Genomic DNA, 26,398 nt, shown 5'->3' with positions numbered 1-26,398 from the left:
GAAAAAGAGACTATTACGAATAGTCTCTTTTTTTATTTAAAAATTCACTCAAAATTAACATGTCAATTCATTACATATTAAAATATCCTTAAAATTCTATTTATGTTTACATAATCCATATTAACTAATAATATGGTAAATGTGGACCACGCTAAAAAAGTAATTGGAGGTAGTAATATGAAAAAACATAATGTTATTGTCACATCCTTGTTGTCGGCATCTGTATTATTCACTGGATTTGGATTGGAGGGAAATGCGCAAGCGAAAGATGTATTTCCTTCTATGAACGATGGAAGAGTCAAAGAAGAAATAGAAGAAATGAAGGCAGAGGGAATGACTTCTGAACAGATTAAAGAACTTCAAGAGATGAGCAAAAAGGAATATGATTCTGTATCTACGGAAGCAAAAGCAGAAGCGATATTCGAAGAGTCGCAGAAAGATATCGAACAATATATCAAAGATGGTGTGATTGACGAGTATCTACCTAAGTACAATGAAGAAAAAGAAAAGATGGGCGTAAATGCCAAGAGCAAGAGCCTAGGAACTAAAGGCGATGTGTTGGTTAGCTATGATTTAAATTCAGGCAGTTCTGCAATTGGATTCGGACACGCTGCAATTGTTTCGAGGAAAAAAGCTAAGACTGTAGAGGCATGGCATAAAAATTGGAGTCCTATTAAACAACATGGAGTCAGAAGATATAATAATAATTGGGGTTCTAGAAAGAAGGTTTATGGGCTATGGGTGAAGAAGTCTAATAATACCAAATATGTAAATGCTGCTAAATATGCTGAAAAGCAAGCCGATCAAAAGAAGCCATACAATTTGAACTTCTTTGACAAGAAAACTACAAAAAAATTCTATTGTTCTCAATTGGCTTGGAGAGCATGGAAGAATCAAGGACACGACATTGACAATATAAAAATTGATTCGGTTGTATCGCCAATGGAATTAGTCAACTCTAACAACACGAAGGTCTTTTATCATAAAAAGTAAGTTAATAAGCAGTCGGGGATTTCCCCGATTGCTTTGCTTGTTTAAAATTGAAGGGAGATGATTGAATGAAATACTTTAAGTTACTTTTATTATCTTGCGCCATAGCACTTGTTTGTTCAGCATGTTCAAAGAAAGAGGAGGCTGTGGGTGACTCTTCTAAGGGAGAATTGAGCCATATGAAAGATAGTAAATTTGCTATCATATATTCACAGGCAATGGACAGAGGATGCGAGATGGTCAACTACAACGATAAAGGAAAGAAATTGTCGAGTATGACAATGAAAGACTGCGTAGGATTTACTTCTTCTACTCAAAGCAATAATAATATCTACTTTTCATCTAATAGGTCTAATTACCATGTGTCTTTAAATAAGAAAACTGGCAAGGTAGAGCCTTTGAATACAAAATCACTTTCAAAATCTACAGATGACGAGGGTGCATTCTTTATTAACTACTCTAATGGGTATGTTCTACACGACATTAACGTTGGCTTTACAGAGAATGGCTTAGTAGGAGAATTAGTATACTGGAATGAAGATGACAACGATAAAAATCAAGTTGAATTAGAAGGAGAATTAACAACAGCTATATTTGAAGACAAAAAAATCTATGCCGTTCTCAGTAATGATGAAAGTGTAACAATGTCTTCAATAAATCCTAAAACCCATAAAGAAAAACGAAAAAAGTTAGACGTAGACTCAGTATTCTTCCCTGACAATAATGAGTCTTTGAAGTCATTAAACAACGAAGAGTTAATACTTGCCTTAAACGATGGCGTTGACAGTAAACAGGAGTCTATGTTGGTTGTACTCGACAAAAAAACTCTCGATAAGAAAAGAGAAATAGTAATGGATAAAGGATTCACTATCTACAAGACAAACGTAGACGATGATAAAGTCACGATAGTCTCCTATGAAGGAGAAATTAAGACATTCAACAGAGACCTCAAAGAGATATCTTCTGAAAAGATTCCACTTAATTTTAAATCAGATGACGAACGTTTAGAAGAGGCTAAGATTTTAGACGACAAGATTTATGCATTGGTAAGAATGTTTGAGAGAGATAAGAATGGGACTATTGGCAGAATTATTGAATATAATATTGAAAGCAAGGAATCTAAAGAGATATCACTAAAATCTGATAAAGATTGGGAAATGACAAGCATGGAAGTTATAAGATAGCTGTATAGGAGAGTGGAGTATATTTATATTTACTTACATTATCTTCAACCCATGGGTCTTGTGTTATTCACATTGCCGTTGTTGTATTTAGCTTGGGGAGTTATTGGCTATTTAATTTTTAAGAAGGTTTATGTGGTTCTAATGATCACATTTATCACATCAACCATTTTCATATGATTATACTTAGTCTTACAGTTGTCAATAGAAAGAAAGAGGATAAACTCAATCGGAACTGTCGTTCATTTTTGCAAAAAATAAATGTTGCTTGTGAAAAAATGTTCGGTTTATGGGAGACTTTTTTTCATTAAAGCACTTCATCATACTTACGCAAAAAATTGTAGAAAAACATGGCTTTCTCTACAATCTGAGCAGATCAATGATCTGCTTTTTTCTAGTGAGATCAGCCTGTATCTTAAAGCCTATATCATGTATATACAAGGTTGGCCTAAAGCGGTTTGATGACGTTTTACATATATGATAACAGGTTCAATTATGATATCATTTTAAAATATATACAGCTGAGGCTGACGTTTATCCAAATGCGGTAGGACAAAAAGGGGTTGTTTACTTGAATTCAAAACAGCAGCCGACGACTAGAAAACGCTTGGAGACAATGGCAGATCATGTTGAAGATAAACGTGAAGAATATAAAGAATTGCTGATTCAAGTCCAATCTATTCTCGGTGAACCTTCTCTAGAGCAGGAAGAATTAAAAGAGAAGCTGTCAGATACGTATAAACAAATGAAAGAATATGCCTTATTTGTTGAATCCATTGAAGCCTTTATTCGAAAAATGGCAAAAGAATCTGATCAGCAAAAGTAGGTAAAAAAAGTATGGTGAAAGAGTGTACCTGGGAGCGGGTATGCTTTTTTTATTTAAAGATTATCTATGTCAGTTTTATTCTAAATCTTAATGTATGAAGATAAATAGAAATTTGTAGATAGAATATTTAATGTATATGAGTTATAAAATTGCAAGAAACATTACATTGCGGAAGGATAACCATTCTTCACAAAACAGAGAACTGATATCCATATTTTATCTAATATATGAGTAGATAGTAAAAATAATCCTAAGGACTGTCTTAGGATTATTTTTTGAAATTCTTTTATGTAATTCTTGAACCCACTTTCAATCCATTAAAGTGAGATCAATTATAGTATTTTGTATCTTATTGAATTGTAGAATTTATTTTTATGGCTTTAATAATAGTTTTTGATCTCCGTATTTAACATTTCTTCTAGTTTTTTTTCCTCTAGTATACTAAGGACTGTTACAGCTTTTTCAGTATACTCTTCAGGTGAATCCATATTTAAGTTTTTTAGACATATCCCTTTACGACCATAGCAGATGGCCATCTCCCTGTATGCACCATGTCTTTTACAGAGAGGGATTGCTTCTTCTAATACAACTAATGCCGACTTAAATTTATAGTATTTTATTAAAAGAAGCGAAAAATTAACTCGAATATTAATTTCAATTTTATAAGCATCTTGAAAATTCTTATATATATTAAGTCTTTTCAATGCATTCTTTGCTATATGTATAGCCGTTTCTATAGGAAATATAAAAAGTATAGAGTTTATCAGTCTAATATCAATCAGGTACCAATTTTCATGCTTAGAAAGACGTTCCCAAACAGTATCTACGTGATTGCGTGCTTGTTCAATACTACCCGTTTCATGAAGCACTATTAAAGCTGTACAAATACATTGAATATCACTGACCAATTGGTCCTCCGAATCTGATAGCAACCTTTCAGATTCTGTTATCAATTGTCTTAATTTGTTTGGATGATTGAAAGTCGTACGAAAAAAATCGTTAATAAACTTTTGCCTTCGAGTATATTGGAAATCGTTCATAATATAGTGAAACTCATCTAAAGAAACGTCTACTTTTTCCAGTAAAGGCATAAAAGATGACGCAAGTATGTCGATTCGATGTAGTTCAAACTTTGAATAAGCACTTTGTGATAGTAAACCACTAGAAACATAATGCTGAGTATATCCTTTGTTCTTTCTAATTGATCGCATAGTCCGTCCTATATTGTTAAGCAATTTTAATGTCCCCTTTCAGTCTTATTTGACTAAAATGTTATGAATGGTTCACACCATAATATAATAAATACTGGAAATTGAAAAAAGCGTAGAGGACTATTTTATAAACAGCATTACAAATATAGAGGAGAGTTGACTATATGATAATTTGGGCTTTAATCACTACAATAGTATCTTTTATTTTAATTTTTTATTTTTGGAATGAAGATAGAAAAACATCATATGTATTCATAATGGCGACTATTTTTCTTATTTTCCTTGACCTTGGTTTAATATTTATTTGAGTATTAAAATTGTGTTCATTTTGCAGGTTGCAATAAGAATATTTGTCGTGATGATGATTTCTCGCCTAATATTAATAACTGCTTCTATAAACTTTAAAGAATACTTAGGTAATAGAGAAGTAATCGTCGATGTTGTTGTACCGAAATAAAAAATTTCTTTTGAGATGATAAATCAGGAGAAGTTCGACTTAAAGAGTACCAAAAATTGTCGCTTTATGTGAACTCTATGTTCCACGGAAGATGTGGAAAGGTATCTTTGGAAAAGATAGTATCAAAACGAATTAAGATTGATTAAATCAAATGAATGGAACATACGGAGTTTATAAAAATAGGAGAATCCAGGAAATATCTAAGTGGAAGAACTCTTATAATGACTTAGCGGAAGGCTTGTAATACTGATATAAGTTGAACCCCCCAAATTTACTTATTACATATAGAATGCAACAAATATAAAAAGGGAGTTCAACTGTTGATGAATTGTGCAATATTAAAGGAATGACTAGTTTACACATCCATACGCTCTGTAAGTTTTATAAATTACTTTGAAATTTATTTATACATATGGTTTATTGCGCTGCTTCTGTATCCTTTGAGTTTTCCACTTATTTGTCCAAACGATGTGCGGAATGTTTCGTTGGTCCGATGTATTCGTTTAGTTGGAAAGAGCCTTTAATGGCAGCTGTGATGAATTCTTTTGCTGCATAAATGGCTTCTTTCACGTCTGAACCGTTGGCTAGTTCAGCTGTGACTGCGGCTGAAAATGTGCAGCCTGCGCCGTGTGTGTATTCTGTGTCGATCTTATCTGTTTCAAGGCGTTCGAAGGTTTGTCCATCATAAAGCAAGTCAATCGCTTTATCTGGGCTTAGTTTACCGCCGCCAGTGATGACCACATATTTTGCACCAAGTTCATGGATGCGTTTTGCGGCTTCTTCCATTTGTTCCATCGTTTTGATCTCGCCAATGCCGCTTAATTGACCTGCTTCGAAAAGGTTAGGTGTGATAACTGTTGCCAGTGGTGTGAGCTTTTCGCGCAATGCTTCAGCGTGCTCTGGATAAAGGACTTCGTTCGCACCTTTACATACCATAACAGGATCAATGACGACATTTTTCAGCTCATATGTTTTGATCGTTTCAGCTGCGAGTTCAATGACGTCAACTGTTGGCAGCATACCTGTTTTTAACGCATCTACACCGATGCCTTCCACGATCGTCGAGAGCTGCGCGCGGATGGTTGATGTATCGATTGGAAACACTTGATGATCCCAGTTGTTATGAGGATCCATTGCAACGACAACGGTTAAAGCTGTCATCCCGTAGACGTTTTTTTCTTGAAACGTTTTTAAATCTGCTTGGATACCTGCACCGCCGCTTGAATCCGAACCTGCGATGGTGAGTGCTTTATTCATAGACATAGTTGCTGAACCTCCAATGTGATGTGTAACAGTTACTGTTCTATCCCTTATTATAATCAGCTTTTCCATTTATCACAATGAAACGGCATAAAAAAGCGTTCGGCTCTTCAAGGAACGACTCATCCATTACCTTTTACAAATCACCAATTTCCCTTTTTTCAGCTCCTCTAAAAGCGTTAAGGCTAATTCTTGATCGGCGCCGGTCGACATCATTTTGGCCATCAGTTCATCATCCCTGGTGCGAATGACATTGGCGATCTGATCTAAAATCCCTTGATCGACAGCTGTCATGCTCTTTGCTTCCGTATACTCAGTAACGGTATCAGAGCGTTCGGGGTCATACGCAAAAACAAACACATCATCCTTTGCTGACTGTATCTGTTCGATCGTCTGTTTGGCTTCTTTACTATTCTCAACTGTGAAAAATTCCATCATCATCACTCCTTTTCATCAAAAATTCCCATTTTCTCGATCAATCAAACCGTCTTTTATATCATGAGAAGAAAGCCGATTTATGTTTTAATGAAAAAGACGAATCTATTAAAGGAGTTAGGCCGATATGAAGATTTCTTTATTAATTGTGACACATAACCGGCTGAGCGCATTGTGTGAACTGCTTGAATCCATCTCGAGACAAAGCGTACAGCCTTTTGAAATTGTGGTCGTAAATGATGCAGGAGAGCGAGTGGACGTGATTCAGGAACTCTATCCAGAGCTGCCAATCCGCTTGATTCATTTAGATGAGAATGTCCAGCATGTGAATGCAAGAAATGTTGGGGTGCGGGAGCTGACAGGTGACGTCATTATGCTGAGTGATGACGATGATTATTTTACGCCTTGTCATATTGAACGTATGAGCAAGGCGCTGGAAGACGCTGATTTTGTCTTTTCGGATGCGGAAATTGTTTCGTTTGAAGAACGAGGTGCGACTCGTTTTCCAGTATCAAGACGTTTGTTTGCTTATACAGCGGACATTGAGGACATGCGTGTTTTTTCTACATATGTTCCTTCTGGTAGTATGTACAAACGCCGCATACATGATGAGATTGGCTATTTTGATCCAGCGATGCATCACTACTGGGACTGGGACTTTTTCCTGCGTGTTACGCAGCATGCACGAGCCAAACGAGTGCCGACTGCCAGTGTGATCTATGCGTTCTTTGATGGTGGGGGCAATCAGTCGAGTGATCTTGGTGAAACAAGGAAGACCTACTTAGATGACCTGAGTGAAAAGCATGGGCTGGGTGATTTGCCGACAGCAAACTTTGCTGTCCTATTAGAAGAACCAGCGATGAAAAAACGAGAATCAGAGAGTGAGATTGTATGGGATGGAAAACCGATGATCTCAAGATTGGCACAGCAGACAGAAGGAGGACAACCGCAATGAAGCCATTTTTAAATGATAGCTGGTGGGCTGTGATGAAAAGTGAATTTGAACAGCCATATTATCAGGAATTACGTGAGTGGGTAAAGGAAGAATATCGTACGCAGATCGTGTTTCCAAAGCCAGATGACATTTATCGTGCCCTCCATTTGACGTCGTATGAAGATGTGAAGGTCGTGATTTTGGGACAAGACCCTTATCATGGTCCAGGACAGGCACACGGATTAAGCTTTTCTGTTCAGCCTGGTGTCAAACATCCGCCATCTTTGAGAAATATTTTTCAGGAGCTAAAGGATGACCTCGGTTGTCCGGTCCCTAACCATGGCTCGCTTGTCAGCTGGGCAGAGCAGGGTGTCTTGCTGTTAAACACCGTGCTCACTGTAAGAAAAGGGGAAGCGAACTCGCATAAAGGCAAAGGCTGGGAACGTGTGACAGACCGCGTCATCGACGTCCTGAATGACCGAGATCAGCCAGTCGTTTTTGTGCTTTGGGGCAGACATGCGCAAAATAAAAAAGAACGAATTGATCAAAGCAAGCATTACATCATTGAGTCACCTCATCCAAGTCCTTTTTCTGCAAGAAACGGCTTTTTTGGCAGCCGTCCGTTCTCAAAAGTAAACGCCTATTTAAAGCAAATGGGGATTGATGAAATCAACTGGTGTATCAAGGACATCGAATCAAAATAGGACGAGGGAAAATCCCTTCGTCCTGTTTATTTTAAAAATTTGCGGACAATGTCGAGTCCGTTTTTCGCATTTGGATATCGGAAAGAAAAATCAAAGCGATTGGTCTGGCGCAGGACACTTTTTTCATGTGTAAAGGTGAAAAAGCTTTCTTTTCCATGATATCGTCCGATACCACTTTCACCAACGCCTCCAAATGGTAAATATGGAGTGGCGACATGCATCAGTGTATCATTGATGCAGCCCCCGCCAAATGAGAGGTTGTCTAGAATATAGTCTTCTGTTTCTTTATTGGTTGTAAATAAGTAAAGAGCGAGCGGCTTCGGTCTTGCCTTAATCATGTCAGCTGCCTCTTGAAGAGAGTCAAATGTGATGACAGGCAAAATAGGTCCGAAAATTTCCTCCTGCATCACAGGATCTTCCCATGTAATGTGATCTAGAATGGTCGGTGCGATTTTGAGCTCTTGTTCATTACGCTGTCCACCTGTCACAATCGTACCATTTGAGAGAAATTGTGAAAGCCGATCAAAATGACGCTGGCTGACATTTTTTCCGAAATGCGGATTTGTTTCAGGCTGGTCCCCGTAAAAGTCACGGATACAGGTAGTCATTTCACGCAATAGGTCCTCTTTGATCGATTCATGAACAAGTAAATAGTCTGGTGCAATACATGTTTGACCAGCATTCGTGAATTTACCAAAGGTGATTCGCTTCGCAGCGAGCTTGATGTCTGCATCAGGCATGACAATGCATGGACTTTTTCCGCCGAGCTCAAGTGTGACAGGTGTGAGGTGCTTTGCGGCCGCTTCCATGACGACTTTGCCGACGGCTACACTTCCAGTAAAGAAAATATAATCAAAAGGCAGTTTCAGAAGCTCTGTGCTGACATCCACACCGCCTTCAACGACCGCTGCAAGATCTTCTTGAAACACGCTTTCCACAATCGTGCCAATCACGTTTGAGACGTGCGGCGTTAATTCTGACGGTTTTAAAGTAACGGCATTTCCGGCAGAAATGGCTCCAACTAATGGCGAAAGGGCCAATTGGAAAGGATAGTTCCAAGGGGCAATAATCAGAACACTTCCGTACGGTTCCTTAATGATCATACTTTTCGATCCGATATGGGTCAGGGGTGTTTTCGCGCGAGATGGTTTGGCCCATTTGTGAAGATGTTTGACGGTATGATTGATCTCTTCATATACCATGCCAATTTCTGTTGTATAGGCTTCCTGCTCGGATTTATGTAAATCATGGGCCAAGGCTTGTAATATGTCCTTTTCATGATGTTTAATGGCTTTTTTCAAATCGTTAAGAAGGCGGATTCGATCTTGAACCGCTGGTGTTTGCACGTTTTTTTGTTTGTGAATGAGTTCAGTGAGTTTGCTCATCTTTCAGTCCTTTCAAAGACGATATTGTTTCTTTTTTATTATGTGTGAATCTTGGGTAAGGGTCAAATAAGAGGAACAGAAGCACACAGCTTTGAAAAAAGGAACCCATTCGGTTTGTTCATTTGGTAAAATAATGTTGGAAAACGAATTTTTTAGATTGGAGGGTCTACCCTTGAATATTCATATATCAAGTCTGCTTCAAAAAATGGAGGAAGCCATTCAAAAAGCAAAACAAAGTGGAAATGATGAAGAGGTGAAACGTCAAGCGGCGGTCATCTCTTCACTATGTGATGTCATTCTCGACACATCATCACAGGTGCAAATGCCGCAGTCTTCGGTCATTTCACCACCTCCATCTATACAGACACCATCTGCACCGGCTGTGTCTACGGATCAAGCCATGCTAGAGAAATTGATGGGCACTAGCGGTGCAAAGAAATTTCAGCATAAAGAAGAGGGTCAACAAGAGAAAGATGGCAACGGTGACTCTATTTTTGATTTTTAATGGTCTTGTCACGACAAAGGGAAGGTGATCGGGTTGAAACTATTTTTGGGCGCCATTCAGTGGATGGCATTTTTTATCGCAGCTTCTATTGCTGTGCCGATTGCGATTGCACAAGCATTTGAATTAAATCAAGTGCAGTCGGCGGAACTGATTCAGAGTACATTCTTTTCACTTGGACTTGTGGCGATGGTGCAGTGTTTATGCGGTCATATGTTGCCGATCAATGAAAGTCCAGCAGGGCTGTGGTGGGGGGTATATACCCTATATGCAGGCATGACAGGGACGATTTTTGCCACATATCCTGAAACCTTGCAAGCATTACAAGGGGCTTTAATTTTTAGTGCTGCGTTCTTTTTTATTTTTAGTCTCTTTAAAATCATTAATTGGCTCGCGTCTTTATTTACGCCGGTTGTCACAGGTATTTATTTGCTGCTGCTTGTTGTGCAGTTAAGTCAGCCAATCATGAAAGGGCTGATGGGGATCGGTTATCGGGGAAATCAGGTAGATGGGTTTGTCTTTTGTCTATCAATCTTGATTATTGTCATCACCTTCATGATCAGCCGCTCAAAATGGCATTATTTAAGACAGTTTTCTGTGTTATTCGCACTTGCAGGCGGCTGGCTGTTATTTGCTTTACTCGGACTAGCGAAGCCTGTTCGCATTCCTGAGCAGATCATTGAGTTTCCAAAACTGTTTCCGTTTGGCATGCCAGTCTTTGACAGTGGACTGCTTGTCACGTCCTTTTTTATTACGATCTTACTCATTGTGAATATGCTGGCAAGTATTCGAATTGTGGAAAGTTCCGTGAAGGCATTTGGTGAACTGCGTGAGCGAAAACGAGCCAGACCGGCTGGTTTTGTCGCCGCATTTGGTCATTTGTTGAGCGGACTGATTGGTGCGATTGCGCCTGTTCCTATTTCAGGGGCAGCGGGCTTTATACAAACAACAAAAATTCCATCGAGAAAGCCATTTTTTCTTGGCAGTCTGCTCATTGTCCTCATTAGTTTATTTCCATTATTGATGAGCTTTTTCTCTGCATTGCCGTCACCTGTGGGGCTTGCTGTGAACTTTGTAGTGTTCTCTTCTATGATTGGGATTGCCATGTCAGAATTCGATCAGTATGAAAAAGAAGACATCCCGCGCATTCGATTTGTGCTTGGCATCGCTGTTTTAGCAGGTGTGGGCGCAATGTTTGTGCCGCAGGGGGCATTGAAAGGCATGCACCCTGTGCTGATTTCTTTATTGAGCAATGGTCTTGTTCTTGGCACACTGATTGCGATTGTGGTCGATCAAGTGCTACTGCGAAAGAAGAAGAAATCCGACAATCTCGTGTCAGCATCATAGGAAAGTTGAATGTTGGATAAGACCCGCGCTATGATAAACATAATTGATGAGATAAGGAGAATGACGAATGAAACTATTTTTCATATTAGGTGCCATTAACGCCATGCTTGCGGTTGGTCTTGGAGCCTTCGGTGCACATGGACTGGAAGGGAAAATTCCTGAAAAGTATATTGAGATATGGAATAAAGGGGTTCAATATCAGATGTTCCATGCAATTGGCCTATTTATTGTCGCCTTTCTGGCAGATAAGCTGTCAGGTGTTTCTCTAGTGCCGACCGCTGGCTGGGTGATGCTGGCAGGCATTCTTTTCTTCTCAGGAAGCCTTTATGTGCTTGCCTTGACTCAGGTGAAGATTCTAGGTGCCATTACACCAATTGGCGGAGTGGCATTTATCGCTTCTTGGATCATGCTAGTGATTGCAGCAGCAAAAAATTTATAAGATAAAAAACCGATGCTCTCATAGGGGCATCGGTTTTTTCTTAACTCCAATAAGGAGAATAGTTCGGAGGTGCTTGATAATAAGGTACATAGTGAGAAGGGGGGACAGGGTGCGTTTGTGTCTCTTCCTCCCGGTGGCAGAAAGGTCCGATAAACACACCAGGTTTCACAGGCTGCGTCGCCTGCTTCCACTGCGTTTCGTTCATGCAATAAGTATGTGCCATGATGTGTGAAGGCGTGAGGGTTAGAAGGTCTGAACCTAAGATGACTTCTGGCGTCGATGCGTTAAAAATGGCTAACAAATGGGTTTTGTCCTGTAAGGCGACTTCATAATGCCACCAGCCTTGTGGCACATTGGCTACCTGCCCAGGGGTAATGGTGTAGGTGGACAGTTTTTTTGTAAAAGGGTTCAACATGGATACAGCAGCAGAGCCGGCGATACAATAAACAAGCTCGGCAGCATTTTGATGATAATGAGGCTCTACTACTTTGCTTTTACTCAAATATATATCCAGCAGAGATACTTGATCGAGCGAATTTAATTGTTTTTTTCCTAAAACATTAATCAGGTTGTGTTGGTCATATTTCACAAGGGGGCTTTGGTTCAGGTCAAATGAATATTTGACATTCGGCGATGTATAATCCAGCTCAACAGTCATTGATGTCACCTCTAGGCGTTTAATAAAAACTACTAGGCATCTTATGAGCCTTCCCCCGAAGGTGTGTCAAAAACCTAGACAAAAGAAAAAAGCAAGGGCGTCTGCACCTTGCTGCTGATAGGACTTTGAGGTTATCTCGGAGAATACGTAGACATCGAGTATGGATAGTCATATTGAATTTCCCCATCAAACGTAATGTAATCAAGGTAGATTGTTAACAATAAGTATCGTGTCCCAGTTTTGTTATCACTAATGATAATGTGATCACGTCCTGCGGCCTCAATGACCCCTCTAAAAATCTTAGAGTTCCATTCTTTACTTGCCTCAAACGTCATATAGATCGTGGCTACTTTGCCGCGGTTTAATCGTAAAATATTTTCAATATAGGACTGCTCAAGCGGCAGCTGACCGGTGACGTTCTGCTGATAAATCGGTCCAGAAGGAATTTGATAGGGCTGCCCGCCACTTTGCCCACCTTGGCCTCCTTGTGAAGTACCAGTAGACGGCATTGGCGAATACCCCTGCTGCATTTGACCTTGCATTTGACCCTGCGTTTGGGGAGGGACTGAATAACCCATCTGCTGCGCAGGATACGGATTTGCTCCATATTGTTGCTGGCGAAAATCTTGACCTTCGAAACCCGAACCTTGCCCAAATTGATTTTTCAATTTCATAACGTTCCTCCTCTTTCCTCATGGTGTTCTAAACAGAAGGCAGAAAAGCGCCTGTTGTTTCCATAGCATTCTTTTTCTCTTTCACACTATGAGACAGGAAGAGAGAATATGTACATTGAACGAAAAAAAGGAACTGCTTTGTGCAGTTCCTCAGCGTGTAGACAAACCCTCGCATTCGGTGTCAGTCCTGCGCTTAGGTGCTCACGAATGTCAAATTCGCTCCGCGCCGATGCTCGTCCTTCCTAGACTGCAAAGGTTTCCAACAATCTAAGGAATGCTTGTTTACATCAACCAATTCATAGCCCGCTGGACGTCATAGAGAAGGGTCATGATGAGGAAAAATAAGGCGATGGGTGTGATGGCAATGATAAAGGCCTGCCATATTCTCAGCTTCATCACAGCGACAAGGCCTAAAACAGCCATCCCAAATATCCATGTCTTGGTATACGCATCAACCAGTGGTAAAACACTGAGATAATACCATACTTCATAGTGCTGGTCTAAATAGGGTGAGATTTTCACAAATGTATACGGACCAAGCAACCCCACAGTAAAAATCCAAGTAAGAGCAAATAAGGTGGAAGGAAAAATGACCGTCAGTGTGCAAGCTTTGAGCACATCTCGATACGGCGCTTTACTGCCAAAAAACAGTCGCCCTAACCACTGTAAAATGAATGAACCGAAAAATAGAAGAAAATTGCCTACTAAAATACCAAAACCTGCTCCGTGTAACAGAATAAAAGGATATGGAATATGATTGCCCATATACTCACTAAAATACCCTTCGTACATCCAGCTAGTACCAGCGATACTTGCAAGGAGTATCATCAGCCACATGGGAATAGAGGTATGTTCATATGAGCGAATAATCGTTTTTGTCGCGACAAAAATTTTAAAGAATCGAAAAAAACCTTTTGCTTCCTCTTCTTGGGAGAGATCACTCTTCATATACTCCAATGTTCTTTACTCCTTTAATACACATAAATGATTACTTATATTACCAAAATTTTTACGTTTTTCAAAGATAGATCATGAAAAAAATCCAATTTTATAAAAAATAGGTCACTCTACAGTCTCTTTAAGAGGAGACACATATGATAACCATAGTTTAAAAGAGACCGAGGTGAAAACATTGACGAAAGTAACGGTCATTATGACGAGCTACAACAAAGCGGCCTATGTTGGCAGATCAATTGAAGCGGTGCTGCAGCAGACCTTGTCAGACTTTGAACTTTTTATCATGGATGATGGATCAAACGAACAAACCCTTGCTGCTATTGAGCATTTCCGTAAAGATCCACGCATCCATTTTATCCAAAGCGGGGTGAAAACGCTGGAGGAAAGAACGGCGAAAACACGCTATGCCGTCCTCATTAATCAAGCATTAGAACAGGCAAAGGGCGAGTATATTTCCTATGCCACAGATGACAATGTCTATGCACCAGACCGTTTAGAGAAGCTCACGAATTATTTAGATGCTCGTCCGAATGAACATATTGTCTATTCTAGTTCAAAAGTTATCTATTTAAATAGCGAAAAAGAGCCAGTAAAGGAAACGATTCGACCTGCGCAAACGGTGCAGTGGAATGCACCTTGTGCTATTGATCACTGTTCAGTTGTACATCGTGCATCCATTTTAACAAAGATTCAAGCTGAGTTTGGATCCTACTGGGACGAGAGTCCGCATTTTTATCGAATAGGGGATGCGCGGTTCTTTTTTAGATTAAATCACTTTTATCCGTTCTACCCTTTTGATGAGGTATTGGATACAAACTACATCACAGAACAGTCTATTCATTATCAGTTGGCAGAAGATGAGAAAAGCGATTTTATTCAAGCACTTCCTCCGCAGTCTACCTGCAGGGAGCTCCGTCATATATTAAAACAAAGACATGGGAGGTGACCTTAAGTGTCGCATTATATTCATTATTATTGGCAGGTGTACTTTGAGTATGTGAATCTGATGAAAGACTTAACCTATCGCCACATCCCCCTTGGATTAATCAGTAATTTTTATCAATACATCAGCCCTGAAGTGAGGGAACGTATGGAAGATGAGGCGTTTGGTGAAGAGCTGACAACGACTTGTCCAAAGCCGCAAGACATTCAGCCCTTTTTTGATCAGCATAAACAGCAGATCAAGCGTATCCCTTATCGTCCGAGTCATGGAAAGGTGCTGCTTCACTTTGAACACCTGCGTTTTACTGAACAAAATTACACGCGGTTCCATCCGAACCAAACAGTTGTGCTCGCGCGCTGGAAGAAGGCTGATTATTTCGGATTACCGGTGATCAGCAAGCCGGAATTAGCCGGAGAGGTTAATAAAGAAGCCCATGTTGAATATATTGAAAAAGCAAATGCTCTATTGAAACCTTACGCCCAGCATCCTGTCTTTGGCAATGTCTTTTTTAGAGAAAAGCTTCGGAAGGACATTGTGCAATTTATTGATGTGATTGACCAGATAGAAACGCTATTTGAGATGCAGCCCATCACAGCTGTCGTGGTTGGTACGACGGAGGATGCATATAGCCGTGTGCTCGCCTTGCAAACCGTGAAGCGCCATCTCACAAGTATTTGTCTTCAGCACGGTGCGCTCATGGGAGACGAAGCCTTTTTTCCGATTTTCACCACCTGCCACGGAGTGTTTGGAAAATATGAAAAGGACTGGTATGTAGACAAAGGCTGTCAGCCTGAGCAGGTGGAGATCACAGGTCACCCGAGATTTGATTTGGTGCAGGAGCGAACACCGCTTCAACAGGAAATGGTCTTTCGTAAATTGAACTTCAATCCTGCCAAAAAGACTGTGCTCGTGGCAACACAGCCGTTTTCAGAAGCCTTTTACGGTGATGTTCTTAAAACGATTGCAAAACGGAAAGATATTCAGCTGATTATGAAGCCGCATCCGTGGGAAATCGCTCGAAATCGATTAAATGACTACACAGCGATTGAACGTGCGGGGAACCATGTGAGATTAATTAAAAAAGAGATCGACTTGTATGACCTCCTGCCGTATATGGATATGGTCATAACGCTCACATCAACAGTTGGTCTGGAAGCAATGCTCTTTAAAAAGAGTGTACTGATTGGAAAAATGACAGAAGGCAGAAGATACCCTTATTACGAGTCGCTTGGCAGCTGCCACATGGAAAACCCTATTGAGTTGGCCGAGAAAGCGATCCGTATTTTATCGGATGAACAAGAAATGAAGCTGGCGAAACAGCAAGGTGCTCGTTTCATTCAAGAGCATTATCCGCATGCACAATCGACCGATGTTCTGCTTTCTCTGCTTAAAACAAAAACAGGCGTGGATTTTCAGAGATGAAGATAGGGGTGTGCAAGCGATATGGGACAAAAGAGAGCACAATTTCTTCCTTATGCACTGCCTTTTATTGAACAGGAAGAAATTGATGAAGTCATTGGAACATTAAAGTCCGGCTGGTTGTCCACCGGACCAAAAGTTAGACAGTTTGAAGAAGAGTTTAGGCAGCTGACTGGAGCGAAGCACGCAATAGCAGTCAATTCATGTACAGCTGCTCTATTTTTAGCGTTAAAGGCGAGAGGCATTGGAGCTGGTGATGAGGTCATCACAACGCCTCTGACGTTCTGCGCAACAGCCAATACGATCATCCATACGGGGGCAGCCCCTATTTTCGTGGATATTGATCCGGCGACACTCAATCTAGATGCGAAAAAATTAGAAGCGGCCATTACACCACATACGAAAGCGGTTGTCCCTGTACATTTTGCTGGTCAATCGTGTGATATGGACCAAATTTTAGCGATTGCCAGAAAATATGATTTGTTCGTGCTGGAGGATGCCGCTCATGCCCTCTATACGACCTATCATGATCAACCGATTGGATCAATTGGTGATGCGACCGCTTTTAGCTTCTATGCAACGAAAAACATAGCGACTGGTGAAGGCGGCATGCTGACGACAAATGATGATGCACTTGCGGCTAGAATCAGAAGGCTGGCGCTTCACGGGATGAGTAAGGGAGCGTGGAATCGTTATGGAGAAAAGGGAACATGGTATTACGAGGTCGAGGAACCGGGCTATAAAATGAACATGTTTGACGTGCAAGCATCGTTAGGGCTCGTTCAGCTAAGCCGGTTGAAGGAGATGCAGACACGTAGAGAACAGATTGCGAAGACATACAATCAGGCATTTCAACATGAAGCTGGTCTCATCTTGCCGCCTGTACATGATGAGGGAAGACATGCGTGGCATTTATATGTGCTGCAAGTTGATCCAAAAGAAGCACTGATCACACGCGATGACATGATTGATCAGCTGCAAAAGGAATATAAAATCGGCACGAGTGTTCATTTTATTCCCGTTCACTTGCATCCATATTATCAAGAGACCTATAACCATTCACCAGAGGATTTCCCTGAGGCACTCACTTATTACAAACGAACGCTTTCGCTCCCGCTCTATCCAAGTATGACAGATGAAGATGTGCAGGATGTCATCACCGCAGTCGTGTCAATTTTAAAAGACAAGAAGGCCTCTTCATGAAAGTCGTTCATGCAATAGACGATCAGGTGCTGGCAGCTTGGCTGAAAACATATGGTCATGAAGCAGGACGCATGACAGGATTCAAGCAGTTTGCTCTTGTCAGCGGCGCTAAGCTCAAAGCAGTGCTGCTATACGAATGGTCCAAATGGGAGAGCGGCATTTTTGACAAGCATATTTTTCATGTGAAGTTTGTGGAAGCTGAATCAGCGTTGCTCTTTAAAGAATTGATGGAGAGATTCATCAATTGGATGAGAACAGAAAAATGTGATTTTTTCTTTTTACGTCTTGAGGCGGCTGATCTTGAAAAAAACCGCATTGTTCAAAAACTATCCCATGTGTATTATGTCGGTGGTCTCACTAGGCTTGAGGCACCGCCTGCCCTCAGGGAGATGCCATCATCAGATCAAGATGTGGTGATGGGTGTGCCAGATGAAAAGGATTACGATGAGGCGGTCTTACTAGGTGATCAGGCTTTTGTGAAAAGCCGTTATGCCCTTGATCCATATTTAGACCAGCGTGTTGTTCAGCATTTTTATCAGGAGTGGATGAGAAACAACTTACTCGGACGCGCAGATATCAACCTCGTTGCCAAGGTGAATGATGAAGTGGTTGGCTTGATTCAAGGTATGACAAAGGGGCATGAGATGGGGCTTGAGCTTTTTGCGATTAGACCGGATGTTCAAGGAAAAGGGATCGGAAAAAAGCTGTTTATTGAGATGATGAAAGTGTCTCATCACAGAGGGCATCACTTCATTTCTGCGGGGACACAGCTTCATAATACGACAGCCATCCAGCTGTACGAAAAGATGGGATTTAGGACAACAAATGCCTTTTTGTATTACCATGTGTGGCCGAAAAAAGGAGAGAGGTAAGATGGCGCATTTCTATATCGGAGATCGCAAAGTGGGAGATGATGCGCCTGTCTTTATCATTGCAGAGGCAGGCATTAACCATGATGGAAAGCTGGATCAGGCACTTGCTTTAATTGATGTGGCAAAAGAAGCAGGGGCTGATGCGGTGAAGTTTCAAATGTTTCAAGCGGATCGGATGTATCAAAAGGAACCGGGGTTATACGAAACGGCCAAAGGAGAAGAAGTGTCTATTTTTTCTTTAGTGGAACAAATGGAGCTGCCGCCTGAATGGCTACCTGTCTTATTGAGACGTTGTAAGGAAAAAGGACTGATGTTTTTAAGCACCGTGTGTGATGAAGAATCGGCTGATTTATTGAATCAAACGAATCCGCCTGCTTTTAAACTGGCATCCTATGAAATCAACCATTTGCCTCTTTTGCGTCATACGGCTTCTTTTCACAAGCCGATCATTTTTTCAACAGCTGGGGCCACCATTGCTGATGTTCATGAAGCATACGAAACGATTACGAGCCAGCAAAATAAGCAAGTCGCCATCATGCATTGTGTGGCAAAGTATCCAGCTCCTAGAGCATATACGAACCTGCGGGTAATTCAAACCTTAAGGTCCGCTTTCCCTGAAGCAGTCATTGGCTTTTCAGATCATAGTGAACACCCGACGGAAGCGCCAGTAGCCGCTGTGAAGCTCGGTGCAGCAATGATTGAAAAACATTTTACAATAGATAAAACATTACCCGGAGCGGATCATTCATTTGCTCTTAGTCCTGAAGAATTAAAGGAAATGGTTCAGCACATTCGAGCAGCAGAAAAGCAGCGGAATCAAGCGGAAATAGACGTTCATTCATTACCAGAGGAGCTTCTTGGCAGTTCTTATAAAACGACAACAGCCATTGAAGGGCAGATTCGAGAATTTGCGTATCGAGGAATTTTTACGACCAAAGGCATTGCAAAGGGAGAGACCCTCACGTCAGAAAATGTAGCTGTGCTGCGCCCTGGACAAAAAAATCAGGGGTTGCATCCGCGATATATGCCGATTTTACTTGGCACAAAGGCTGTGAGAGACATCCCAGCCCATACAGGTGTTTCGTGGAAAGACGTACTCATGCAGGAGTCTCGAGATGATGCATGATGTACTTTTTGTCATTCAGGCTAGGATGGGATCAACAAGACTGCCCAAAAAAGTGATGAAACCGATCGGCGGAATGGCGCTGATTGATTTGATTGTGGAGCGAGTGAAGCAATCAGATGATTACCATCACAAAATGCAAAATCTTATGATTGCCACAACGGTCGAGCCAGAGGATGACTATTTGGCTCAATACTGTATGTCAAAGGGTTATAAGGTGTTTCGAGGCAGTGAGGCAGATGTGCTTGAGCGGTTTGCGCAGATTGTCCGCCAATTTGAACCTAAAACGGTTGTACGTTTAACGGGAGACAATCCATTTATAGATCCTTCGCTTTTGTCGAAAATGCTTGAAAAACATAGACAGGAAAAGGCTGATTACACATATACGAACGGAACACCACTCGGTATTTCCGGGGAAATGATTGAGGCATCTATTTTATGTGAAATCGACAAATTTCCCCTCACTTATTCAGAACGTGAGCATGTCACGCTGTATATCAGAAAGCATCCCGAGCAATTTCACCTTCAATTATTCACACCGCCCAAAGAACTTGCATATCCTGCTTATCGATTCACGATTGATACAGAAGAAGATTATGAGTTTGCTACCTGTTTATTAGAGAAAGCTGGTGGTTCTATTGCTGTGCCGACAGCTGAGCTCATTTCCATCTGTGAACAACATCCAGACATTGTTCGTTTGAATCAATCTGTGAGACAGAAGGATGCTGAATGAACAAAAAAATCATGATTGTTGTTTATGGGGGTTTTTTAAGAGGAATGGGTCATGTCGTCAGAATGAAACGTTTGGCAAAAGAACTGCTTCAGGAAGGGAACAACTTATATTTCTATACAAATGATCAGATTTGTGTAGAAATGCTTTCGCACCCAGAGTGGCACGTTCAGATGGTGCATGAGTCGAATGCGCTTCTCCAGGTCCAACAAGACATCAAAAAGCTAAAGCCTGACCTTTTAGTCATAGATGTTCTTGATTGTGATCTTCAGTTTCTTCAAACGATCAAAGACTCCTGTGGCAGTGCGAGATTGGTCTTATTTGAGGAAAAAAGAGAGGAAGCCTGTCAGCTTGCGGACACGGTCATAAACGGCATTTATGGCGGTCTGGACGGGAAGCACGAGCAGGTTAATGGCACGGCTTATTATCATGGAACGCCCTATTTATTGTTAGATCACGAGATTAATCGATTCAAAGACACATATGAGGTTCGGAAAGAATGTAAAAAGGTGGTCATCAGCCTTGGCGGCAGTGATCCGTGCGGCCTGTTATCAAAGGCTGTATCGGCGCTTCTTCAAACAAATCACCTAGACATTTTAGCGGTCGCAGGAAAAGCCTCTCACATCAAAGAGCAAGTAGAGGCGGAACATATCCAATTCATTCAACATACAGATCAACTACCGGTTCTTTTATCAGAAGCTGATGTGGCTATCGTAGCAGGCGGTATGACGTTATATGAGGTAATTTGTATCGGGGTGCCCAGCATTGTCCTATCGCAAGTAGACCACCAAGCAGTGACAGCGAGCATGTTTGCGCAAAAGGGCGCTTGTTTTCACCTTGGATTAGGTGACCTTGTGGAAGAAAAAGACCTGTTGCAAGCTGTTCAAAAACTGTCTGACAGCTATTTTCTCCGCAGAAGCATTCATCTTAATGGACGTTCACTCATTGATGGAAAAGGAATCGAACGAGTGAAAAACATTCTTATACACCTCATGAATTCACACCAAAAAGAACATAAGGATGTGTAGATGTGAAGGGAGTTATTTTAGCAGGAGGAAAGGGATCACGGCTGGCACCATTAACGAAGATTTTCAACAAACACTTGCTGCCGGTTGGTCCATACCCGATGATTTATTGGTCATTATTCAAACTGAAAGAAGCAGGAATTGTAGATGTGATGCTGATTTCACAGGAAGAACAAATTCCGTTGTTTCAAAAGTTACTGGAAGATGATCGTGAACTTGGGATGAATATTGTGTATCAAGTACAGCCAGAAGCGTCTGGTATTTCCGATGGTTTATCCTATGCAGAGCCCTTTGCTCAAGGGGAAAAATTTGTGTTGATGCTTGGTGATAATGTATTTGAAGATTCATTACGCCCTTTTGTCGACGCCTTTAGGCAACAAGAAAGCGGAGCCAAGGTTTTATTGAAAGAGGTGGCAGATCCAAAACGATTTGGCATTGCAGAAATTGATCCTGCTCATCACCGAATTTTATCAATAGAAGAAAAGCCAGAGCACCCGAGGTCATCTTACTGCGTCACGGGCATCTATTTTTATGATCAAGACGTCTTTCAATATATCGAGGAAATCTCGCCGTCAGATCGAGGTGAACTAGAGATTACTGATGTGAATAATCTCTACATCTCAAATAGCCAGCTGACCTATGATATGTTAAAAGGGTGGTGGATTGATGCAGGAACACATGAATCTCTCCACGAAGCATCTACAAAAATGTTTGAAACGATGAAGGAAAAAGAGGGATACGAATGACGAAGTCTTATTTAATTACAGGTGGAGCAGGGTTTATTGGACTGAATTTTGTGAAGCTGCTGCTTCAAGAGTCCGATGTCCGGCTTACCGTATTTGATAAATTAACATATGCCAGTCATCCAGAGGAAATGGAATATTTATCAAAGCTGCCTCATTTCCGTTTTGTCCAAGGAGATATCACGCTGCAAGACGAACTGGATCAAGTATTTGATGAAGCTTATGATGCCATCATTCATTTCGCAGCAGAATCACATGTCGATCGCAGTATTGAGTCAGCAGAACCCTTTATCCAAACAAATGTCCTTGGTACCTATCGTATGCTTGAAGCTGTTTTAAAGGGAAAGGCGAAAAAACTTATTCATATTTCGACAGATGAAGTATATGGAGATTTGGAGCCGGATGATCCTGCTTTCACAGAACAAACACCACTCTCACCGAATAATCCTTATTCAGCAAGCAAGGCAAGTTCAGACCTGCTTGTGAAATCTTATATCCACACCCACCAACTACCCGCCATGATCACAAGATGCAGCAACAACTACGGACCTTATCAGCATGAAGAAAAATTAATCCCAACCATTATTAGAAAAGCGGTCAATGGTGAAAAGATTCCGATATACGGAGACGGCCAGCAGATCCGCGATTGGCTGTATGTAGAGGATCATGCGAGAGCCGTAAAACAAGTAGTAGAAAACGGAACAGCCGGTCAGGTGTACAATATTGGCGGCGGCAACGAGAAAACAAATCTTGATTTAACCAAAACCATTCTCACACATCTAGGCATCTCTCATGACCAAATCGCGTTTATTCAAGACCGGAAAGGGCATGACAGGCGGTATGCCATTGATGCCAGTAAGCTAAAAGAAGAGCTTGGCTGGGTGCAGGCAACTTCATTCGAAAAAGGTATCGAAAAAACGATCGATTGGTATCGTGCCAAATATGATCAAAGTGAAGAAGGGTGACCGATGAAAGTTTTAATCACCGGTGCAGGCGGCCAATTAGGGAAAGAATTGACGAAACAGCTGAAAGAAAAAGACATCACAGTCATTGCTTTAACAAGGAGTATGCTGAATATCACAGATCAACAGGCAGTCAGACATGCAATGAGACATTTCCGTCCGGATATTGTTGTCAGTGCGGCTGCTTATACGTCTGTGGATCAATGCGAAACAGAAACGGAAAAAGCCTATCTTGTGAATGGGATTGGCGCCTACTATACAGCGCTTGAAGCTAAGAACGTAGGGGCTGATGTATTACATGTCAGCACAGATTATGTGTTTGATGGGCAAGCGGATACCCCTTACCAAGTTGATGCACAAGCAGATCCGCAAACCATTTATGGAAAGAGTAAAAAACTTGGAGAAGAATTGATTCATCTTGTGTCAAATGAAGTGAAGATCATTCGGACATCGTGGCTTTATGGACATGAGGGACATAACTTTGTGAATACCATTCTTCGGCTGGCTGAAACGAAGGATCATTTGCGCATCGTCAATGATCAGTTAGGGTCTCCTACTTATACAAAGGATGCCGCAGAAGCTTTGATTCACTTGTTTGACCAGAAAGCAGGTATTTATCATGTCAGTAACCGAGCAAGCTGTTCATGGTTTGACTTTGCGACAGAAATTGTGGCAGCAAGTGGTCTGTCTACGATAATTGAGCCCATTTCCACTGAAGAGTATGGTTTCCAAACACCTCGGCCCGCCTACTCTGTTTTAGACCTGCAAGCGATTGAAGCGACAGGCTGGAAGCCAAGACATTGGAAGGATGCACTTCACGAATACTTGCAGAAAGAAGGGAGATTCGAGCAGCATGATTGATGGTGTTCAAACGAAAAAACTCATGAAACATTGTGATGATCGCGGCTTTTTCGCAGAGCTCATTCGAGATGACGAACCGATGCTGAAGCGATTTGGTCAGGCATCATGGTCGAAAAGCTTTCCGGGCGTGATCAAAGCCTTTCATTATCATGAAAAACAAGACGATGTTTGGTTTTTCCCAGCAGGTCATGCACAGGTCGTTTTATACGATTTGAGAGAAGATTCCCCGACAAAGGGTCAAACCGATGTGTATTATATGGGAGAAGACAATCCGATGCTGCTCCTCATCCCAAAGGGAGTTGCCCATGGCTACCGCGTATTAGGAGAGACGCCGCTGCAGATTGTGTATTTTACAACAGAATCGTACGACCCAAAAAACCCAGATGAGAAGAGAATTGCGTGGAATGATGAGGCGATCGGATTTAATTGGGAAACGACTTTTAAATAGAGAAGAGAGGCCTTTCGCAGGAGAAAGGTCTTTTTTTGTTGAAATACATTCTGTATGTGTCATTTTATGTATATTGATGAAAAGGGATGTGGATGAGTTTGTCTAAAAGAATTGCATTTGTAACAGGGGCAAGTACAGGCATTGGAAAGGCAATCGCAATAAAACTTGCCGCCCAGAGCGATATGAAGGTGATCATCAACTCTAGAAATATGGCCTCACTTGAACAGACGAAACAGCACATTCAAGATATGGCAGAAACAAAGGAACCGCTGTCTCTATTCTGTGGAGATATGTCGCTTGAAGCGGTGAGGTCGGAAGCCTTTGAAGAAATAGAAAAGGAGTTTGGCAGACTCGATGTGCTGATCAATAACATTCCAGGAGGAAAACCAGATACATTTGATTCATGTGAACCTGACCAGATGCTGGCAGCTTTCTCCCAAAAAGCCATCGCCTACGTAGATACAATGAAGCGTGCAGTAGCATTGATGAAAAGACATGAATATGGACGGATCATTCAAATTGTCGGGAACCTGTGGAAGGAACCTGGTGAACAAATGTTTACGAATAGTATGATGAATGCAGCGATTATTAATGCCAGTAAAAATGCAGCCACACAGCTTGCGTCGTCTAGTATTACGGTGAATTGTTTAAATCCAGGTTTTATTGCAACCGATCGGTATGAACAATTTATCGGCAATATGATGACGAAGCAGGGAGTGTCACGAGAGCAGGCTGTACAAGCTGTCGCATCAGGTATCCCAATGCAAAGAGTAGGCTCAGCGAGTGAGATGGCGTCATTGGCAGCTTTTATGGCATCAGAGGAAGCTTCTTATATCACAGGCCAACAAATCTCCGTAGACGGTGGAACGATGAAAAGTATATAAACTGAAAAAAACCCGCTATAGGCGGGTTTTTTGATGAAATCGAATGGGGAGGATGGACAGACGGTCGATAAAGAGAGCAAGCTCTTCAATCGGGGCAACCATTGAAATGCGTACATGACGGCTCCCATTGGCTCCAAATACTCCTCCAGGCGTGACGACAACATCGGCATGTTCGAGTAAATAGTCAGCAAAGGCATGAGAATGTTCAAAGTCATCGGGAATCGGAGCCCATAAATAAAAGGCGCCGGGTGGACGTTTGATTGTCCAGCCAAGCTTTCTCGCCGCTTGCCGGATGAAGAAATTGATTCGTTCAAGGTATACCGCCCTTAATGATTGAATATGACGGTCATCACTTTGCAAGGCAGCAGTCGCAGCATGTTGAAATCCGCCATACATACTGACAAACACGTGGTCTTGAAAGGTGTTGATGGCTTGGATGATCTCCTCATTTCCAACAGCAAAGGCGACTCTCCATCCTGCCATATTAAAAGTCTTTGATAGAGAATATAATTCGACGCCTACACTTTTCCCAAGAGGAGTATTCATGAAGCTCACGGGTGTTTGTTCATAATGAAATGAACCATAGGCGAAATCATGAATAACATACAGTTCGTGAGCGGCCGCAAAGGTAGCAGCCTCTTCAAAGAATGCCTCATTTGCGACAGCACCCGTTGGGTTATTCGGATAATTCAAGAACAGTACTTTTGCTTTTTTGACTACGTCACGATCAATAGAGGAGAGATCTGGTAAATAGCCATTTTTCTCTTCAAGTATGATACTGTATGGCTGGGCGTCCGCCATCAAAATGCCTGAATGATATTCAGGGTATCCTGGATCGGGAACGAGTGCGATATCTCCTGGATCAAGCAGACACTGACTCATGACATACAGTCCCGTTTTTCCGCCAGTGAAAAGAGCAATTTCCTTCTGCGGATCAATCTCAGCACCGAATTCCGATCTATAAAAATCTGCAATGGCTTGTTTGAAAAAGTCAAAGCCTCTAAAAGGGGCATATTGTTGAAATGGCAAAACACCCGCTGACTCCTGTAGGGCACTCACGATATGGGCAGGAGTTGGTAGATCAGGGTTTCCCTGACCTAGATTCATGATGTTTGCTCCGTTTTTTGTCTTTTGAGCAATTTTTTCAAAGACGGTGCCGAATTTCTGTTCAGGCAGCCGTTCAATCATTTTAGATGCTAACATTTTCACCACAGCAGCCTCTCTT

29 protein-coding genes are annotated in these 26,398 nt (G+C 41.5%); 21 read left to right on the top strand and 8 right to left on the bottom strand.

What is annotated here, in order from left to right:
• The first annotated feature begins 177 nt into the window (after positions 1 to 177).
• The 4 genes from NST24_RS18080 (at position 178) to NST24_RS18065 (ending at position 2,997) form a co-directional block, all read left to right on the top strand.
• Positions 178 to 993, top strand: coding sequence for a septation ring formation regulator EzrA (locus NST24_RS18080; protein ID WP_342462081.1), 816 nt, complete (start codon positions 178 to 180; stop codon positions 991 to 993).
• A 65-nt stretch (positions 994 to 1,058) separates the two neighbouring features.
• Positions 1,059 to 2,174, top strand: coding sequence for a hypothetical protein (locus NST24_RS18075; protein ID WP_342462080.1), 1,116 nt, complete (start codon positions 1,059 to 1,061; stop codon positions 2,172 to 2,174).
• Between the two features lie 51 nt (positions 2,175 to 2,225).
• Positions 2,226 to 2,351: a DUF2651 family protein gene (locus NST24_RS18070; protein WP_073413072.1), complete on the top strand. Its 126-nt coding sequence runs from the start codon at positions 2,226 to 2,228 to the stop codon at positions 2,349 to 2,351.
• A gap of 391 nt (positions 2,352 to 2,742) precedes the next feature.
• Positions 2,743 to 2,997, top strand: a complete 255-nt coding sequence (locus NST24_RS18065) for a hypothetical protein (protein WP_008359596.1) — start codon at positions 2,743 to 2,745, stop codon at positions 2,995 to 2,997.
• A 380-nt stretch (positions 2,998 to 3,377) separates the two neighbouring features.
• Here the strand turns inward: NST24_RS18065 and NST24_RS18060 are convergent, their stop codons facing one another.
• The 3 genes from NST24_RS18060 to NST24_RS18050 all read right to left on the bottom strand — a co-directional run bounded on the left by NST24_RS18060 (position 3,378) and on the right by NST24_RS18050 (position 6,360).
• Positions 3,378 to 4,232 (bottom strand): hypothetical protein, encoded by an 855-nt coding sequence (locus NST24_RS18060; protein WP_342462079.1) that lies wholly within the window; start codon positions 4,230 to 4,232, stop codon positions 3,378 to 3,380.
• A gap of 886 nt (positions 4,233 to 5,118) precedes the next feature.
• Positions 5,119 to 5,928 carry a bifunctional hydroxymethylpyrimidine kinase/phosphomethylpyrimidine kinase gene (locus NST24_RS18055; RefSeq protein WP_008343648.1) on the bottom strand — a complete coding sequence of 270 codons (810 nt, stop codon included), beginning with the start codon at positions 5,926 to 5,928 and terminating at the stop codon, positions 5,119 to 5,121.
• A 126-nt stretch (positions 5,929 to 6,054) separates the two neighbouring features.
• Positions 6,055 to 6,360 (bottom strand): general stress protein, encoded by a 306-nt coding sequence (locus NST24_RS18050; protein WP_008343646.1) that lies wholly within the window; start codon positions 6,358 to 6,360, stop codon positions 6,055 to 6,057.
• A 127-nt stretch (positions 6,361 to 6,487) separates the two neighbouring features.
• On the opposite strand from NST24_RS18050, the gene NST24_RS18045 reads away from it, so the two are divergent.
• Both NST24_RS18045 and NST24_RS18040 read left to right on the top strand, forming a co-directional pair.
• The gene (locus NST24_RS18045) at positions 6,488 to 7,315 is read left to right on the top strand and encodes a glycosyltransferase family 2 protein (RefSeq protein WP_041091348.1); all 828 of its coding nucleotides are present in this window, start codon (positions 6,488 to 6,490) and stop codon (positions 7,313 to 7,315) included.
• Positions 7,312 to 7,998, top strand: a complete 687-nt coding sequence (locus NST24_RS18040) for a uracil-DNA glycosylase (protein WP_017360124.1) — start codon at positions 7,312 to 7,314, stop codon at positions 7,996 to 7,998. The genes NST24_RS18045 and NST24_RS18040 overlap by 4 nt, the downstream gene beginning before the upstream one ends.
• A gap of 26 nt (positions 7,999 to 8,024) precedes the next feature.
• On the opposite strand, the gene NST24_RS18035 is transcribed toward NST24_RS18040, so the two are convergent.
• The gene (locus NST24_RS18035) at positions 8,025 to 9,383 is read right to left on the bottom strand and encodes an aldehyde dehydrogenase (protein WP_144667599.1); all 1,359 of its coding nucleotides are present in this window, start codon (positions 9,381 to 9,383) and stop codon (positions 8,025 to 8,027) included.
• A gap of 172 nt (positions 9,384 to 9,555) precedes the next feature.
• On the opposite strand from NST24_RS18035, the gene NST24_RS18030 reads away from it, so the two are divergent.
• The 3 genes from NST24_RS18030 (at position 9,556) to NST24_RS18020 (ending at position 11,671) form a co-directional block, all read left to right on the top strand.
• The gene (locus NST24_RS18030) at positions 9,556 to 9,888 is read left to right on the top strand and encodes a YwdI family protein (protein ID WP_008343634.1); all 333 of its coding nucleotides are present in this window, start codon (positions 9,556 to 9,558) and stop codon (positions 9,886 to 9,888) included.
• Positions 9,889 to 9,921: 33 nt separating this feature from the next.
• Positions 9,922 to 11,232, top strand: coding sequence for a purine/pyrimidine permease (locus NST24_RS18025; protein WP_342462077.1), 1,311 nt, complete (start codon positions 9,922 to 9,924; stop codon positions 11,230 to 11,232).
• A 67-nt stretch (positions 11,233 to 11,299) separates the two neighbouring features.
• On the top strand, positions 11,300 to 11,671 hold the full coding sequence (locus NST24_RS18020; RefSeq protein WP_003215282.1) for a DUF423 domain-containing protein: 372 nt from the start codon (positions 11,300 to 11,302) through the stop codon (positions 11,669 to 11,671).
• A 40-nt stretch (positions 11,672 to 11,711) separates the two neighbouring features.
• On the opposite strand, the gene NST24_RS18015 is transcribed toward NST24_RS18020, so the two are convergent.
• From NST24_RS18015 to NST24_RS18005, 3 genes are all read right to left on the bottom strand, one after another.
• Entirely contained in the window at positions 11,712 to 12,329 is a 618-nt protein-coding gene (locus NST24_RS18015; RefSeq protein WP_019743221.1) for a cupin domain-containing protein, read from the bottom strand.
• Between the two features lie 131 nt (positions 12,330 to 12,460).
• Positions 12,461 to 13,003, bottom strand: coding sequence for a spore coat protein GerQ (gene gerQ / locus NST24_RS18010; protein WP_007497781.1), 543 nt, complete (start codon positions 13,001 to 13,003; stop codon positions 12,461 to 12,463).
• A 282-nt stretch (positions 13,004 to 13,285) separates the two neighbouring features.
• Positions 13,286 to 13,960, bottom strand: a complete 675-nt coding sequence (locus tag NST24_RS18005; RefSeq protein ID WP_073413058.1) for a YIP1 family protein — start codon at positions 13,958 to 13,960, stop codon at positions 13,286 to 13,288.
• A 175-nt stretch (positions 13,961 to 14,135) separates the two neighbouring features.
• Between NST24_RS18005 and NST24_RS18000 the strand changes: the two genes are divergently transcribed.
• From NST24_RS18000 to NST24_RS17945, 12 genes are all read left to right on the top strand, one after another.
• Positions 14,136 to 14,906, top strand: a complete 771-nt coding sequence (locus NST24_RS18000; protein WP_178929957.1) for a glycosyltransferase family 2 protein — start codon at positions 14,136 to 14,138, stop codon at positions 14,904 to 14,906.
• A 6-nt stretch (positions 14,907 to 14,912) separates the two neighbouring features.
• Positions 14,913 to 16,325: a CDP-glycerol glycerophosphotransferase family protein gene (locus NST24_RS17995; protein ID WP_342462076.1), complete on the top strand. Its 1,413-nt coding sequence runs from the start codon at positions 14,913 to 14,915 to the stop codon at positions 16,323 to 16,325.
• A 21-nt stretch (positions 16,326 to 16,346) separates the two neighbouring features.
• Complete coding sequence (locus tag NST24_RS17990; protein WP_045033856.1) at positions 16,347 to 17,525, top strand: DegT/DnrJ/EryC1/StrS family aminotransferase; 1,179 nt, start codon at positions 16,347 to 16,349, stop codon at positions 17,523 to 17,525.
• The gene (locus NST24_RS17985; protein WP_342462075.1) at positions 17,522 to 18,397 is read left to right on the top strand and encodes a GNAT family N-acetyltransferase; all 876 of its coding nucleotides are present in this window, start codon (positions 17,522 to 17,524) and stop codon (positions 18,395 to 18,397) included. The genes NST24_RS17990 and NST24_RS17985 overlap by 4 nt, the downstream gene beginning before the upstream one ends.
• Position 18,398: 1 nt before the next feature.
• Positions 18,399 to 19,523 (top strand): N-acetylneuraminate synthase family protein, encoded by a 1,125-nt coding sequence (locus tag NST24_RS17980; RefSeq protein WP_041507943.1) that lies wholly within the window; start codon positions 18,399 to 18,401, stop codon positions 19,521 to 19,523.
• Positions 19,513 to 20,253: a glycosyltransferase family protein gene (locus NST24_RS17975; RefSeq protein WP_096882000.1), complete on the top strand. Its 741-nt coding sequence runs from the start codon at positions 19,513 to 19,515 to the stop codon at positions 20,251 to 20,253. Before NST24_RS17980 ends, NST24_RS17975 begins: the two co-directional genes overlap by 11 nt.
• Positions 20,250 to 21,278: a glycosyltransferase gene (locus NST24_RS17970; protein ID WP_056704143.1), complete on the top strand. Its 1,029-nt coding sequence runs from the start codon at positions 20,250 to 20,252 to the stop codon at positions 21,276 to 21,278. The genes NST24_RS17975 and NST24_RS17970 overlap by 4 nt, the downstream gene beginning before the upstream one ends.
• Before the next feature lie 2 nt (positions 21,279 to 21,280).
• Positions 21,281 to 22,021 carry a sugar phosphate nucleotidyltransferase gene (locus NST24_RS17965; protein WP_178929765.1) on the top strand — a complete coding sequence of 247 codons (741 nt, stop codon included), beginning with the start codon at positions 21,281 to 21,283 and terminating at the stop codon, positions 22,019 to 22,021.
• Positions 22,018 to 22,983 (top strand): dTDP-glucose 4,6-dehydratase, encoded by a 966-nt coding sequence (rfbB, locus tag NST24_RS17960; RefSeq protein ID WP_024719470.1) that lies wholly within the window; start codon positions 22,018 to 22,020, stop codon positions 22,981 to 22,983. The genes NST24_RS17965 and rfbB overlap by 4 nt, the downstream gene beginning before the upstream one ends.
• A gap of 3 nt (positions 22,984 to 22,986) precedes the next feature.
• Complete coding sequence (gene rfbD, locus NST24_RS17955; protein WP_178929766.1) at positions 22,987 to 23,841, top strand: dTDP-4-dehydrorhamnose reductase; 855 nt, start codon at positions 22,987 to 22,989, stop codon at positions 23,839 to 23,841.
• Positions 23,834 to 24,289: a dTDP-4-dehydrorhamnose 3,5-epimerase family protein gene (locus tag NST24_RS17950; protein WP_008343612.1), complete on the top strand. Its 456-nt coding sequence runs from the start codon at positions 23,834 to 23,836 to the stop codon at positions 24,287 to 24,289. Before rfbD ends, NST24_RS17950 begins: the two co-directional genes overlap by 8 nt.
• Positions 24,290 to 24,381: 92 nt before the next feature.
• The gene (locus NST24_RS17945; RefSeq protein ID WP_342462074.1) at positions 24,382 to 25,173 is read left to right on the top strand and encodes an SDR family oxidoreductase; all 792 of its coding nucleotides are present in this window, start codon (positions 24,382 to 24,384) and stop codon (positions 25,171 to 25,173) included.
• Between the two features lie 15 nt (positions 25,174 to 25,188).
• Here the strand turns inward: NST24_RS17945 and NST24_RS17940 are convergent, their stop codons facing one another.
• Positions 25,189 to 26,385 carry an aminotransferase class I/II-fold pyridoxal phosphate-dependent enzyme gene (locus NST24_RS17940; protein ID WP_342462073.1) on the bottom strand — a complete coding sequence of 399 codons (1,197 nt, stop codon included), beginning with the start codon at positions 26,383 to 26,385 and terminating at the stop codon, positions 25,189 to 25,191.
• Between the last annotated feature and the right edge of the window lie 13 nt (positions 26,386 to 26,398).

This window comes from Bacillus sp. FSL R5-0286 (genome assembly GCF_038593245.1).
GTDB classification, from domain to species: domain Bacteria; phylum Bacillota; class Bacilli; order Bacillales; family Bacillaceae; genus Bacillus; species Bacillus altitudinis.
Note: the sequence above shows the minus strand (reverse complement) of the source record. Positions and strands in the feature narration are given on the sequence as shown.